This is a genomic window from Streptomyces violens, from assembly GCF_000717745.1.
GTDB classification, from domain to species: Bacteria; Actinomycetota; Actinomycetes; order Streptomycetales; family Streptomycetaceae; genus Streptomyces; species Streptomyces violens.
In genome coordinates, this window is record NZ_JOBH01000019.1 from 89559 (window position 1) to 104065 (window position 14507).

The following is a 14507-nucleotide window of genomic DNA, read 5'->3' on the forward strand; positions in this document are numbered from 1 at the left end:
TCCTGGGGGCTGGGCCTACTCCGTCAACCGCGCCCGGCTGAATTCGAGGAGTTCGTCGAGGCCGATTTCCGAGGGCTCGCCGGATTGTGTGGTCCAGTCGGCGATGTGCCAGCCGTCGTACCACATCACGCGCCAGACCTTGCCGTGCCGGTTCTCGAACTCGACGATGCTCTCGTAGCCGCCTTCGATGTCGCGAAGCTCCTGGAACAGCCGGCTGGGCTCCGCGAACCCACGGTCGGTTCCTTCGCTCCTGCCACGAGTCTTCGTATTGATGAAGCGCATCTTGAGGTACGGCTGCGGCTGCCTGTCGAAGTGGTTCAGCCGCACCATGCGATAACGCGTCTCCGCCTCTGCGAGATCTTCCTTGCCGGAGAACTCACAAGCATACGCCGGGAAAGCAAGGGTTACGTACGGGGTGAGGTCCGGCATCTCGAACCGGTAGTGATTGTGCACCTCGGGTCGCAGGGCCACGACCGTGTCGAACGAATAGCCGTCGGGAGCCGTGAATCCGCCGAGGGTGCCGAGGTAGGGGTTATCGGAGAAAAGCTCCTCCTCGTGCGACCGGGCGAACTGCAGGACCGCGGTTGCCAGACCCTCGTCATAATTGCGGGCGCTCAGCTGGAGCAGTCGCTTGCGATCAGCGGAGAGGGCACCGGCGAAGTCGAGGCCGGGAGCGGGAGACCAGTGCCAGGCATCCTCCAGCCCGGGGAGGGGAGTCGAATCGCGGAAGCTGCCAACTGTCTCTCGAATATCCATAGTGTCTCCGTGTTCGGCAGCCTCAGCTGCACGAATATCCGTTCCCGACTTGCTGGATGTACGTGGTATTCATGCGTGCACCACCACTGGAATTCTCGCTCCAGTGCATCGGTTCCATGTGTCGCACGTCGTTGTAGAAATCGTTCCTGGTGGCGCGGTCAGTGAACCTGCCGTTGTTGTTCCAGTGGTCCACCACGGGATCTCGGTGCTCGTAGGTGACGGTTCGGTGGAATGGCTTCGGGTTGTTGGCCTGCGGATTCCAGATCACCTCGTCCCGCCCGTTGTACCAGGTCAGCTGGTCCCGGGGGATGCGGTTCCCGTTGGCGTCCAGCGGTGCCCTTCCCTGGGCGCGGCCTTCGGCGGTGTAGTGCTGGGTCATGTGATCGTGAGTGGTCTGACGGTACCCGCCAGGGTACTGGTTCTCGCGTGTGTACTGGCGGGGGCCCGGCGGAAGGCTCGGATCCCGCCCGAAGCGCATGCCGTTGTTCGGATCCTGCCAGACCAGACCGAGGGGATCGATCCAGCTGTACGGGTTGGCGACATACGCGGAGTCGTTCGCGCTGGGCGCCAGGCCGAGTGGGTCCGGCGAGGTGTACTGCCCGGTCCCGGGGTCGTAATGGCGGTGGAAGTTGTAATGCCAGCCCGTTTCCGCATCCGCGTACTGGCCGGGGAAGCGGAGCGGGCAGTGGACTCCATCTGCTGCGGTGTTCTCCTGCAATGCCTCCGGCAGCGGGGCGCCCCAGAGCGTTGCACGATGCTTCCAGGCCACCTCGCCGGTAGCGGAAATGAGCTCCGAAGGCGTTCCCGACAGATCCGAGATGATGGCGTGGAATTCGGCGTCGAGGTCGGAATCGTTGCCATCGGTGACATTGCCACCGGTGTCATTGCCGCCGGAGCGGTGGTCGAGCTGTGTCAGCGGGAAGTGGCTTCCCGGCGAGTAGTCCCACGACGTGGTGCGGCCCGATCGCGTCGTCTGCTCGATGAGACGGGCTCCGTCCCAGACGAAGAGCACTTCGTCGCAGACACCGCCGTGCTCGTCGAGCCGCTGCTTCGCTATTCGGCGGCCGGCGGGATCGTACGCGTACCGCCATTGCGTGCCGTCCGGCGTGGTCGTGCCGACGAGCTGATTCTGACTGTTCCAGGTATAGGACCGGATTCGCTTCTGTCCGTTGAGCAGCCGGCGGACCGTGCGGATGATGCGGCCTTCGCCGTCGCGCTCGTACACGGTCCGGCCGGTGCGCTGGATCCGGGTGCCGGAGAAGGCGCGTTCCTGATCGCCGTCGTCCATGCCCGGGGCCTGGGCCCGGGTGATGTTGCCGATGCCGTCGTAGGTGTACCGCTCCGTCCACCTGCCGCCGTCAACGGCCGTCACCCGGCCGAGCGGGTCGAGCGTGAAGCGGCGGGTGCCGGTGGCGAGATCAGACACCGAGGTGGGGGTGCCGTCGGCCCGGTAGGAGTACGTGCGGTGCTGGAGCAGGGTGGCGGTCTCTCCGGCGCCCCGGCTGGCCCGTTGTTCGGTGAGGCGGTCCGCCCCGTCCCAGGCGTGAGTCAGGGTGACGTCGCCCGGGAGGCGGCGCGAGATCTCCCGGTGTGCGGCGTCGTAGGAGAAGGCGATGCGGTGGCCGGCCGTCTCCAGTGCGTCGGGCTGACCGGCAGGGTCGTACGACCAGGTGGACGCGATCCCCGTGGGCGTCACGCGGCTGATGCGGCGGCCGAGGGCGTCGTAGCGGTAACGCGTGACGCGTCCGTTGATGCTCTCGGCAAGGAGAAGGCCGAGCGGGCTGAACTCGCGCTCGACGGTGACTCCTTCGCCGTCCTCCCGGACGACGTTGTCGAGGGCGTCGTACGTGAAGTGCGCCGACTGCCCGTCGTGCGCCATCTCGACCGTGCGGCCGAGCTCGTCCCGCCGGAAGTGGATGGACTCACCCGCGCCATTGGTACGGGACACCAGCCCGCCCATGGCGTCCACCTCGAAGGTGAGAGTCCGGCCGGAGAAGTCGCGTTCCGAGGTCACCCGGTTCGCGGCGTCGTAGGTGTACTCCCAGCTCTGGCCGTGGGGGTCTGTCACCCGCAGCAGATTCAGCTCGGTGTCGTAGGTGGAGGCATACGCGGTGCCGTCCGGCTGGATGCGCTGCGCCACCTGCCCGAAAGGACCGACCAGGTACCGGTACACATTGCCGGCCGGATCCGTCTCCGCCGTCAGATTGCCTTCGGCATCCCAGTCCCAGGACTCCACGCGGCCGTCCGGATGCCGGCGCCACGCCATCTTGCCCTCGACGGTCCAGGCCAGCTCCGTCGACCGGCCTTGCGCGTCGGTGAACTTGGCGGCGCGGCCGAAGGCGTCGCGGACCAGCCGGCTGCCGGCTCCGTGCGCGTCGGTGAACTCCATCGGAAGACCGGCGGCGTTGCACCGGGCCCGGCTGGTGTTGCCGGCCGCGTCGGTCACGGCGACGAGGGCGCCGGTGGAGTCGTACTCGTACTGGACCGCCGTGCCCGAGGGGTCGACGGTGGCGGTGTGGTTGCCGCGGTCGTCGTAGGTGTGCTCCCAGACCTGGCCGCCGGGGGTGACGGCGTGCACGAGCTGGTGGAGGTCGTTGTAGGCGGCCTCGGCGGTGCTGCCGTCGGCACGGATGATCCGCGTGATGTTGCCGGCCGCGTCATAGGTGTAGCTGACCGTGTTGCCGAGGGCGTCGGTCTGGGACAGCAGCCGGTCGTTGTCGTCCCACTCGTTGGTCAGCGACGCACCGAGTGCGTTGGTACTGGAGACGAGCTGCAGCCGGTCGTTGTAGTGGTAGGTGAGGGTGTGGCCGAGGGAGTTCGTGTACCGGGTGACATTGTTGTCGGTGTCGAAGACGAGCGCGCAGCTCAGGATGCCGTTGATGCCCTCGCCGCGTATGCAGCGGTCTTCCGCGTCGTAGGTGAAGCGGTACCAGGAGCCGTTGCGGTCGGTCCAGGAGGTGATGCGCGCGTCGTCGTCGTAGGTGAGCTGGAACGGCCGGCCGGAGGAGTTGTAGATCCCGGTGAGGTTGCCGTTGCCGTCGTAGGCGTAGCGCAGGATCCGGGTGCCGTCGGGTCCCTCGTCCGTGCCGAGCAGGCGAAGGCCGGTGATGCGGTTGGCGGCGGTGTCGACGGCGATGTGGTAGCCGCCGGTGTGTCGGATCGCGGTCGGCAGGCCGGTGCCGTCGTACTCGAAGGTGACCTCGTTGCCGTTCCGGTCGGTGATGGAGTGGAGCGGCAGAACCAGCTGCTCGGAGGAGTGTTGCGGACTCGCCGCAGGCGGGGCGAAACGACGGGTGAGGCCGGAGCGCGGGTCGGAGATCGAGATCAGGCCGTTGGCGGTCCCGTCCCATTCCAGCGGCCACTGCGGGCCGGCCGCAGGCAGCACGGGCCGGCCGGGTTGGGGTACGGGGTAGGCCAGGAGCATCCCGTCCTCGTTGGCGAAGACGGCGCCCTCTCCGTCGAGTTCCAGGCGCTGGTCGAGTGTGGAGGCCCAGGATTCACCGAAGCAGCGGCCCCAGCGGTAGGTCGACAGGTGAGTGCGCTGCAGGACGAGCGGCAGTACGCCCGGCAGGACGACGTCGGTCTGCTCCATGAGCATTTCGCCGGAGACCATGTCGATCGGGTCGCCGTTCTTGCACCGGCCCTTGGCCGGCTTGGCCTTGCCGAGAAGCTCCTTGCCGCCCACGCGCACGGCATTGCGCAGCTCGCCGGAGCGCAGCCCCTTGGCCGCGGACTTGATGCCCTTGGCCGCTCCGGCGAGTGTGGTGAGCCCCTTGACGCCGGGGATGCAGTCGAGGGCGGCCAGCCCGACGTCGAAGAGACTGGCTTTCCCGTCCTTGAATTTCATGAGGGTGTCGGCGAGCACGACCACCGCCGCGACGACCACGATGGCGGCGAGGATCGGACCACCGACGATCATCGCGATGACACCGACGACGGCGACGATGACCTTGCAGACCGAGACGATCGCGTCCCAGCTGTCGGTGAAGAATTTGGCGACCTCTTCCCACCAGTGGCGGTTCTGGATGCCGGCGTCGGAGGCTTCGTCGAGTTTGTTCTGGCATTCCCGGGCGGCGTCCTCGCGCAGCTCCTTGGCCTCGGCAGCCATCGCCTTCGCGGCGTCCAGGGCGGATTGGGCGGAGTCGACCGATCCCTGGGCGTCGCTGCGGGCGGAGTTGGCCTGCTGGGCGTTGCGGGTCGCGGCGCGCACCTTGGACTCGTCCGGGGCCTCGGGGCCCTTGGCGTTGTCGTAGGCCTTGGTCCGGTCGGTGGCGGTCTTGACCCAGTCGGTGGCCGAGTCCAGCCGGCCCTGCGCGGCGGTCAGATCGGCGCGCGCTTCACGGCCCTTTCGCAACGCTCGGTCGGCCAGGGACTGGGCGCGCTCGAGCTTGGGCCAGTAGGCGGCGATGGCGTCGCCGGCCATGTCGTAGGAGGTCCGCAGCTTCCGGAGATTCCCCGGGACGCCGTCGAACTCCTCCTTGAACTTCTTCGCGGAGCGGCCGGACCACTTCAGGACCGCGTCCTCGGAGGCCATGCTGTTGACCTGCCGCAGTGCGGTCCCGACGTCCTCGGCGAACTCGTGTAATTCGCGGGCGAGTTCCCTTACCCGGTCCGGGTCGCCGGGGGTCGGGTCCTTCTCCAGGTCCAGCACGTGCCAGTCCGTCGGCCGGTGGCCCACGTCAACTCCCCCGTAACACACTCAACTGCAGTCCGCGCGATCTTGCAGACCACCCTAACTCTCGTCACTCACACGGGTGAAGGGAGGCTCGGCGAGGCCCGCGGGTTCGGGCTGGTCAGCGAGGTGCGGGACGGCCGCGGTGCTGCGGAGTCGTCAGACGGCTGCGGCGCTGCGGAAGTCGTCACACAAAGCGGAACGTGGAGGTGATGGCGTCGAACATGTCGAAGAAGGAGTCCGCCAGGTCCAGTACCTGGCTGCTGCCGGACACCAGCGCCACCGTGCCGTGCTGGTCGGGTACGGGAATGAAGGTCTGCATCAGCACCGCCCGCACGGTGCGCTCGTCGCCGGGGATGGTGATGTCCTCGATCCCGCGGGTCCGCGCCACGGGGCCCACCTGCGGGATCTCGACGGTGGTGACCTCGCGCCACGCATCGCCCTCGCGCTTCGCCTTCCGGGGGCTGATCTGCTGGGCGATGAGCTGGGGGTCGGTGGGCAGGATCTCGCCGTCGTCGGTTTGCGCGCCGATGACCGACACGGTCACCGAGGCGGTGACGGGGGCCGCGCCGCCGAAGGACTCCGCCATACAACCGCAGTACAGCGCGCCGGACTGCCAGGCATCGCGGGCGGCCTTCCGGAGAAACGAGGAGAAGGCGTCCCGGTGCTCGGCCAACTCCGGGCGCTGCCGCACGCGTTCGTTGACGAGCTGTCGGATGGTGTCGTCCCGCGATGCGGGGCGGATGTCGAACTCCCACCAGGACTTCGGCACCTTGATGTGGAATCCGCTGCGCTCGATGGTCTGCGCTTCGCTTCTACGGCTCATCGTTCTACTCCCCTCCCGCGGCCCGATCTTGTTGCCGGGGTCGCCGCCCACCTTACGGGCGGGCAGAACCGCGGTGGCGCGATGGTGGGTGCATGCGCCTACGCTGGCTGTTCGCGTGACCGTGTGAGGGCGTTACTACAGGGGAGGTGCCGGGTGAGCGGCGACGAGGGGCGACTGGCGATACCGCTGAGCGAGCTCGAAGGCTTCGGTGGCCGGCTGCGGTCCATCAAGAGCCGGATGAACGCCACCAAGAAGATGTTCGACTCCTACGCGGACGACATCGGCGACGACGGCGTCGTGGACAAGATGGAGAGCTTCGAGGCGAACTGGGAAGACGGCCGCGGCGACATCGACAAGCAGCTGTCCGGCCTGGCGGACATGGCCGACACGGTGTACCGCGAAGCGACGAAAGCCGACTTGGACCTTGCAAAGCAACTCGAGAAGGGGACCAAGAACTCCTGACGCGGGGCTGGTCGCGTATCTCGGGTTCCGACGGGCCGCCGGGATCGGAGCTGCGATCCCGGCGGCCCTTGCGCTGACGTACGGCCCAACGGCCTCGCGGACAGCTACCTCACGGGTTCACCACGATGCGGGACTCGCTGTTGGTGAGGTCCGGGTCGAAGGCGCGGACGGGCGGCTCGTAGGCGTCGTTCCAGATGGCCGCGGTGGCGCCGGCGCCGGGGAGCACCTCGTCGATGCGGAGGCCGAAGGTGAAGCGGTGGGTGGATTCCGTACCGGCCTCGGTCAGGTAGATGGGGGATGAGCAGCGGTAGCGCGGCGCGCCCAGTTGTTCGTCGCGGTAGCCGCCGGAGGCGGTACGGGGCTCGCAGTTGTCCGGCTTCGCAGTAACCGTGGTCCCTGCCGGGATGTTCACGTCGACCGTCGCGGCCGGGTCACCGGCCGACAGGGAGGCGACCCAGGCCGGTCCGTGGTTCCGCACCGTCACCGACGCCTGCACGGTCTCGCCCGCGGCGCCGGAGACCTGCGAGCCGGTCAGCCGGTAGTCGGCGGTGTTCTTCGCCCGCACGGAGAACATGCGGTACGGGTTGGTCTCCTCGTCCGTCGCGGGTGCCGGGGAGAGGTTCAGTTCGGTGCCGGCTCCGGGGGTGAAGACCTGCCCGCGGCGCTGCTCGGCCAGGGCCTGCTCGGACCAGGGCTGCACCGAGTAGTCGATGCGGTCGAAGAGCGCGTTGTCCTTGGCGCGGAAGCCCAGCGGAAGCGTGTGGTACGAGCCGGGCGCCGCCTTCTCGTCCAGGGTGCAGAGCAGGGTACGGCCGGTGGGAGCGTCGTTGTACTCGCAGTTGGACGGTACCGGGCCGCGCAGCTTCACCCCGCGGGAGGCGAACAGGGTGAGGAGGGTGCGGTCGGCGGTGCGGTTGCCGTTGTTGGCGAGCGTGACCGGGGCGTCGAAGGCCGTGCCAGGGGCCAGGCCGGTGACGGACGCGGCCTGGGTCAGGCCGAGTGCGGGGCCGTTGCCGACGGCGACCCGCGTCTCGCCCGGCCAGGACGTCATGCCGCCGGCCTCGGCGGTGTACCGCACGTACCCCTCACTCGCGTCCGGCGCGTCGGCTTTCGCGGTCAGCCCGATCGCGGCGGCCGGCGCGTAGCCGCCCCCGGGCAGCTCGGGGGTGTCGCAGACGGCGGTGGTGGCCGTCTCGGGCCGGCAGTTCGCCGGCCAGCTGACGTCGGCGAACGCGGCGATCCCGGAGACGTCCACGGAGAGCGTGCCGGCGGGCACGGTGGTGCTGGTGTTGTCATGGCTGACGATGATCGTCAGCGTCTGCGAGGGCGCCGCCGAGCCGTCCTCGTACGGCCCGAGCAGCGTCATCTCGTACGGGTCGGAGTAGACCCACAGCATGTCGGAGGCGGCCGCCGCGGGCAGCGCGCCGGGACCGAGCACCGCGGCGAAGGCGGCGGTGGACGCCAGCACGGGCGCGAGCAGGACGCGACGGGTGCGGCGGGAGGGGAACAATTTCTTCACGCGAACATGACATACATGCAGGCCGAAAGGTTGCACGGGTGATGCGGGAGATTGCCGCACGGTTCGGCGCGGGCGTGTGCGGGCGGTTCATGTGGCCCGGCGGTCGGAGGCGAGAGAGGCTCCGTTTGTGCGGGCCAGCTCGCCGAGCCAGTGGGCGCTGGGTTTCGGGGTACGGGCCTGGGTCGTGCGGTCGACGGCGATGAGGCCGAACTTCGGGCGGTAGCCGAATACCCACTCGTAGTTGTCGAACGCCGACCAGGCGTAGTAGCCGCGTACGTCGATACCGTCGGCGAGGCATGCGGCGACTCCGGCGAGCGCGGTACGGAGGTAGGCCAGCCGCTGCGAGTCGTCCTCGGTGGCGAGTCCGTTCTCGGTGACGACGACCGGGACACCGGCGATCTCCGCCGCCTCGCGGATCGTCGCCTCCAGCCCCTCCGGGTAGATCTCCTCGCCCATCTGGTTCGTCCGCGCGCCGGCCGGGGCCGGGGCGATGCCGTCGGGCCCGAAGACCGTGCGGCCGTACGTCTGGATCCCGACGAAGTCGTCCTCGCGGGAGGCCAGCAGGAAGCGCTCGTTGACCTCTCGCCGCACCGCTTCGGCGCGGTCCTCGCCGCCCGGAGCCGCCTGGATGTCCGAGTTCGCGAGGGTCCAGCCGACCATCAGATCCGGGCGGTGCGCCTTGATGGCTGCCGTTCCCCGGCGGTGCGCCGCGAGCTTCACCTCGAAACCGGCCTCGGAAGCGGTGAATTGGAAGGGGGCCACCCGTCGCGGTTCGATGCCGAGGTGTTCGGCGGCGGCCGCCCAGACGGGTACGTCCGCCCGCTGTTCGGGGGCCTCGCCGCCGATGCCCATGGCGGCGAGGAGCGGCGGGAGGTTCGGTTCGTTGAGTGTGCAGGCGATGTCGATGAGGTCGCCGAGATGGACGGTGACCGCGTCGCAGTAGCGTGCGAACCGCTCGGGCGTTCCCGGGTCCTCCCAGCCTCCGGCGGCGAGGAGCCAGCGGGGCGAGGTGAAGTGGTGGTAGGTGACGACCGTCTTGAGGCCGTGCTCCCGGCACGTTTCGAGAACGCGACGGTAGTGGTCCAGCGCCGCGGGTGAGAAGCGCCCCTCCTCGGGCTCGATGCGCGCCCATTCGAGGGAGAAGCGGTAGCTCGTGAGGCCGAGGGACGCGAGGAGTGCGATGTCCTCCCGGTACCGGTGGTAGTGGTCGATCGCATCACCCGAGGGCTCGGTGAAGAGCGTGTGGGGCAGGTGCTCCAGCAGCCAGGCGTCGCTGTTGACGTTGTTTCCCTCGACCTGGTGCGCGGCGGTGGCGGCGCCCCACAGGAAGCCGTCGGGGAAGGGAGCGGGGGAGGGAGTGGCGGAGGGAGTGGCGGAGGTGGTCATGGGTTCCTCTCTGCGCCCGCGTCGGCGGACGCGCTTGATGAAGTCAGCAACGCGCTGGATGAATCAGCGAACGCCTTTGATATGTCAGCGAACGTCCTTGATGTATCAGCGCACGCCTTTGACGAAGGTGACGGTGAAGCTGCCCAGCGCGCAGATCGCGGCGGCGCCGAACCACAGCAGCGGGTAGTTGTGTCCGCCGCCGGTCGCGAGGAGCGTCGGCGCGGCGGCGGGAACGATGATGTTCGGAATGCTGAGCGCGAGTGCGATGACCGCCACGTCCTTGCCCGTGTCGCGGACGTCGGGCAGAACGGCGGCGCAGAGCGCCATGTCAACGGTCAGATACATGGCCTGGCCCATGGAGAAGACGACCCATGCGGTGGTGAACTGCGCGAAGGTCGACGCGGTACCTCCGATGGCGAGTCCGGCCGCCATGAGCAGCGCGGCGGCGATGACGAACGGCTTGCGGCGGCCGATCTTGTCCGAGACCCACCCGGAGGCGGTGAAGAACAGCACGCTCACGGGGGCGGAGATGAGCGAGAGGGTGCCCGCCTTCTGCCCGGCCTCCCCGATCGACATGTGCAGGCCGTCCATCAGGAAGAAGACGAAGTACGAAAACATCGCCGTCATCGCGATGCCCGCGAGGAACCGTGACAACCAGGCCCAGCCGAAGTCCGGGTGCTTGCGCGGGTTGACGACGAACGTCCTCGCGATGCCCTTGAGGTCGAGCGGCGGAAGCTCGCTGCGGTCGCGCACGGGGTCCTTGTAAAGGAGCAGGAGCGGCAGGCTGAGGGCGAGGGCCAACAGGACGGGCGCCACCATCATGACCAGTGGTACGTCGACGAAGGCAGCGGCCAGATAGGAGCCGCCCGACATGGCGAAGGCGCCGAACATGCCCATGACCCCCATCACGCGGCCGCGCTTCGCGTCCGGGAGGCCCTCGACGGGGATCGTGCTGTACGCGTTGAAGGCGGCCTGTGCGGCGATGATCGCGACCACGTAGGCCATGACGATCACGGGGATCGACGAGACGGCGCCGATGACGGCGGTGCCCAGCAGCGCCGCGACGAGACAGCCGAGAATCCATGGGCGCCGCCGGCCGAACCTGCTGGTCGTCCGGTCCGAGAGGGCGCCGGCCAGCGGGACGGCGACGAGCAGCGCAAACGCACTGACCGAGACGGCGAGGCTGTAACTGCTCTCCTTCGCGTCCGGGTCGATGCTCGCCAGACGCAGCGACAGGGAGGTGCTCAGCGTGAGCACCATGATGTACATCCCTGCCGCCGCCACAAGGACGAGGGCGATCGTTCGGCGGGTGGCTCCTGCGGGTGCCGGAGCGTGTGCGGGACGCTTCACAACCAGACTCATGGATTACTCCTTCGGGTCAGAGCCGCCGTTGGCTCTGCAGGTCGCTGCCCATGTCCGCGTCCGGGGGACGAGGTGCCACGCGCCGCGTCGAGAACCGCTTCGCCGTCGGCGGCGTCCGTTCCGCGCCAGGCGATGTGCTGGTCCGGCCGGACCAGGAGCAGCGCGGCCCCGTACGAGGCGGCGTCGGGGAGGTGGGGGAGGTCCAGCACGGTGAGCGGGACGCCACGCTCGGCCGCTGCTCGTACGAACGGTGTGGTGTCGGCGGTACCGTCCAGGCGCAGCAGGGTGAAGCCGGGCCCGAGGTGGTCGTAGAGCGAGGTCCCGTCGGCCAGCCAGCGGTGCGGCAGCCGGGTGCCGGGGCGGGCCGAGCCGTGGTACGCCAGTGGCTCGTGCGCGGGCACGGCGGAACCGTCGTCCACGACGATGGGGGAGCCCGCATAGTGGTAGCCGAGCACCAACCCGAGGCTGTGGAACTCCCCGCGCTTGCAGTCCAGTTGACGTGTCACGGTGGCCCGGCCAGCGGCTCCGGCCGGGGTATCGGCGTCGAGGCCGTCATGAGCGAAGGCGTGGGCCAGCCGGGACTCCTGGGCCGCCGCGTCGGCGATGGTGCGCTCGGCGACCGGCCGCCGCTCCGGCTCGTAACTGTCCAGCAGTGCGGGCCCGGCCCAGCCCTGCACCACCGCGACCAGCTTCCACGCCAGGTTCACCGCGTCACCGATGCAGGTGTTGTAACCGTGCCCGCCCCAGGGCGGGTTGAGGTGAGCCGCGTCGCCGACCAGGAAGACGCGCTCGCCGCGATAGCGGTCGACCAGCAGCATACGGGCCGACCAGGGGTCGGTTGCGTGGACGTGTACCTCCAGGTCCGCACCGACCAACTCGCGTACCAGAGCGGCCGGATCGACGCTGCCGGTCGTCGCGTCCACACCGTGGGCGATGGCCCACCAGGTGCCGTCGAGGTCCATCCGGCCGACGATCCCGCCGACCTCCTTGCCCAGCACCCAGTAATGCACCGCGCGAGCGCACAGGTCCCGCTCGGTCAGCCCTGGAGCGGTGAACGTGATGTTGAGATTGGGCAGTTGTCCGCTGCGGCCCGCGTACCGCGCTCCGATCGCGGCACGGGTCACCCCGCTCGCGCCGTCGCATCCGACCAGGTAATCGGCGGTGAGAGTGCGGGTCCGGCCGTCGGGGCCGGTGACCTTCGCCCGTACTCCGTGTGGCCCGTCCTCGGCCGCCAACAGGCGGTACCCACCCAGAAATTCGACGGACGGAAGCTCGGCCACCGCCTCGCGCAGCACCGCTTCGACCGCGGGCTGCGGGATCTGCTGACCGCACTCGGCGAACTCGTCCCGCCGCTCCGCATGCAGTGCGAAGGCATTGCGGAACCGGGTGATCTCCCGGCCGGTGAGCCCGGTGCAGAACACCACGTCCTGGGCGTACGACACCGGCAGCGGTGCCGCCGCCCGCACCCGGTCCGCCAGGCCCCAGCGACGGAGCAGCTCCATCGTCCGCGCGCTGGTGGTCTTGGCCCGGGGGCGGTCCGTGGCCACGTCCTGCCGCGGCTCCAGGACGCAACACCGGACGCCCGCCCGCCCCAGCTCGATCGCCACGGCCAGCCCGCTCGGCCCGCCACCCGCGATGAGTACGGGGTAGTGGTCGGGCCGCCGCCCGGAGTACGGGACGGTCGTCTCGGAGTACGGGACGCTCATCGCTGCTCCGCTCCGACGACGGGGGTGCGCAGGGTGCCCAGCCGGTCGACCGTCACCTCGACCACGTCGCCGGGCGTCAGGAAGCGCGGCGGCGTGCGGGTGTAGCCGACACCCGAAGGTGTACCGGTGACCAGTACGTCCCCCGGCTGGAGCGTGAACGTGCGGCTGGCCAGCGACAGCACCTCACCGACCGGGAAGATCAGGTCGCGGGTGTTGCCCTCCTGGACGAGTTCGCCGTTCACCCGGGTGGTGAGCCGCAGCCCGTCGGACAGGCGGCCGGCCTCGTCGGCGGTGACGAGCGGCCCCATCGGACCGCTGCGGTCGGCGTTCTTGCCGAGCGTCCACTGCGCGGTGAGCTTCTGCGCCGTGCGCGCGGTGAGGTCGTTGAAGACGGCGTACCCGAGCACGGCCGACTCCGCCGTCACCGGGTCGACGTCCGCGAGCGGTGCGCCGACCACGGCGGCGACTTCGCCCTCCCAGTCCAGCCCGGGCTCGTTGGCGGGCACCGGTACGGGCACGTCGCCCACCGACAGCGAGGCCGTCCAGCGACCGAAGAGGGTCGGCTGGTCCGGCACGCCGTAGACGCCTTCCTCGGCGTGCGCGCGGTAGTTGAGGCCGAGGCACAGGACGCGGGCCGACGGCGGGATCGGCGGGACCTGTGTCACGTCGGCGAGTGGCCTCACGTCAGCGAGTGGGCTCACGTCGGCGAGTGGGCTCTCGCCCGATGACACCTCGGCCGCCCGGGTGACCCACGCCTCCAACTCCCCGTAGAACTCCCGTACTTCAGTCAGCGGCGCGACCCGCTCCCCGACCACGACCCCGACAACCGTGTCCCGGCCCTCCCGCAGCCCGATGAGCTTCACCGCGCCACCTCAGCCAACGCCACGAGCCGGACGTCGAACGCGAAGTCGAGGAAGGGTCCCTTCATCGACCACCGCTCGGCGGCAGCGGGTTCGTCGCACTCCACGGGAGCGACCACCAGTGCGTCCTTCACCGCGAAGGCGGCGTCGGAGTCGAGGTAAGGGTCACCGGCAACGAACACGTGCGTGGTGACCGGCCGGTGCCCCGCGGCCTCCACTCGCAGATGAATATGGGCCGGACGCATCGGATGCCGGCCCAGTGCCGTGAGCAATTCCCCGACGGGCCCGTCGGTGGGTACGGGGTAACTGCTCGGCAGCACACTGCGGAACCAGTACGAGCCGTCCTGGTCGGTGGTGAGCAACGCCCGTAGATTCCCCGGCGGTTGGTCCGGATCCTGGCTGTCGTAGTGTCCGGCGTCATCGGCCTGCCACACGTCCACGGTGGCCCCCGCGAGTGGTGTGCCCGCACAGTCCGTCACCCGGCCATGTACGACCATCGGGCGCCCTCGCTCGCGCTCCGGTCCTTCGGCGAGCCACGCGCCGAGCGGGCGCGGCGGCGCGGGGGAGTGGAAGGGGCCCTCGACCGATGACGGAGTGGCCTCCGGCGGTCCTGCGTGGTTCACCTCGTCGACCGCAGAGGTCAGCCCGAGCATGTCGGAGAGCAGAATGAATTCATTGCGGGTGTCCGTGCAGGTGTGTCCGGTACGGACGAGAAAGTCCAGACCGGCCAGCCACTCCTCCTCGGTGGGGCGGACCTCCCGCACGAAGGCGTGCAGATGGGTCACGGCGGCGCGGACGACTTCGGCGAGCCGCGGGTCCGCGGCCTGGATCCGGTCCAGTACGGCGGTACGCAAGCGGTCGAGCTCGGCTTCCTCCGCGGACGACAGAGACGGCAGAGAGGATGGAGAGGATGGAGAGGGCAGCGCCATGCTCACTCCTTGGGAGTAGGGGCGTGGTG

General features: G+C 69.4%; 10 protein-coding genes. 1 reads left to right on the top strand and 9 read right to left on the bottom strand.

Translation table 11 applies throughout. The annotated features are described in order from the left end of the window. Positions 1–15 precede the first annotated feature (15 nt). The 3 genes from IF04_RS0130295 to IF04_RS0130305 all read right to left on the bottom strand — a co-directional run bounded on the left by IF04_RS0130295 (position 16) and on the right by IF04_RS0130305 (position 6254). Positions 16–756 (bottom strand): hypothetical protein, encoded by a 741-nt coding sequence (locus IF04_RS0130295; protein WP_030265003.1) that lies wholly within the window; start codon positions 754–756, stop codon positions 16–18. 22 nt (positions 757–778) lie between these two features. Beyond that, complete coding sequence (locus tag IF04_RS0130300) at positions 779–5434, bottom strand: DUF6531 domain-containing protein (RefSeq protein ID WP_030265007.1); 4656 nt, start codon at positions 5432–5434, stop codon at positions 779–781. Positions 5435–5615: 181 nt separating this feature from the next. Next, entirely contained in the window at positions 5616–6254 is a 639-nt protein-coding gene (locus tag IF04_RS0130305) for a hypothetical protein (RefSeq protein WP_030265010.1), read from the bottom strand. A gap of 153 nt (positions 6255–6407) precedes the next feature. On the opposite strand from IF04_RS0130305, the gene IF04_RS0130310 reads away from it, so the two are divergent. Further along, complete coding sequence (locus IF04_RS0130310; protein WP_030265012.1) at positions 6408–6716, top strand: hypothetical protein; 309 nt, start codon at positions 6408–6410, stop codon at positions 6714–6716. A 109-nt stretch (positions 6717–6825) separates the two neighbouring features. On the opposite strand, the gene IF04_RS0130315 is transcribed toward IF04_RS0130310, so the two are convergent. From IF04_RS0130315 to IF04_RS0130340, 6 genes are all read right to left on the bottom strand, one after another. Next, on the bottom strand, positions 6826–8235 hold the full coding sequence (locus tag IF04_RS0130315; RefSeq protein ID WP_245654559.1) for a hypothetical protein: 1410 nt from the start codon (positions 8233–8235) through the stop codon (positions 6826–6828). A gap of 87 nt (positions 8236–8322) precedes the next feature. Continuing rightward, positions 8323–9621, bottom strand: a complete 1299-nt coding sequence (locus tag IF04_RS0130320; protein WP_051831677.1) for a glycoside hydrolase family 1 protein — start codon at positions 9619–9621, stop codon at positions 8323–8325. A 105-nt stretch (positions 9622–9726) separates the two neighbouring features. Next, positions 9727–10983, bottom strand: coding sequence for an MFS transporter (locus IF04_RS0130325; RefSeq protein WP_078600989.1), 1257 nt, complete (start codon positions 10981–10983; stop codon positions 9727–9729). Then, on the bottom strand, positions 10980–12689 hold the full coding sequence (locus IF04_RS0130330; RefSeq protein WP_063829547.1) for an FAD-dependent monooxygenase: 1710 nt from the start codon (positions 12687–12689) through the stop codon (positions 10980–10982). Before IF04_RS0130330 ends, IF04_RS0130325 begins: the two co-directional genes overlap by 4 nt. Continuing rightward, positions 12686–13552, bottom strand: coding sequence for a fumarylacetoacetate hydrolase family protein (locus IF04_RS0130335; RefSeq protein WP_030265027.1), 867 nt, complete (start codon positions 13550–13552; stop codon positions 12686–12688). The genes IF04_RS0130330 and IF04_RS0130335 overlap by 4 nt, the downstream gene beginning before the upstream one ends. Beyond that, on the bottom strand, positions 13549–14403 hold the full coding sequence (locus tag IF04_RS0130340) for a dioxygenase family protein (protein WP_245654560.1): 855 nt from the start codon (positions 14401–14403) through the stop codon (positions 13549–13551). Before IF04_RS0130340 ends, IF04_RS0130335 begins: the two co-directional genes overlap by 4 nt. Positions 14404–14507: the final 104 nt, after the last annotated feature.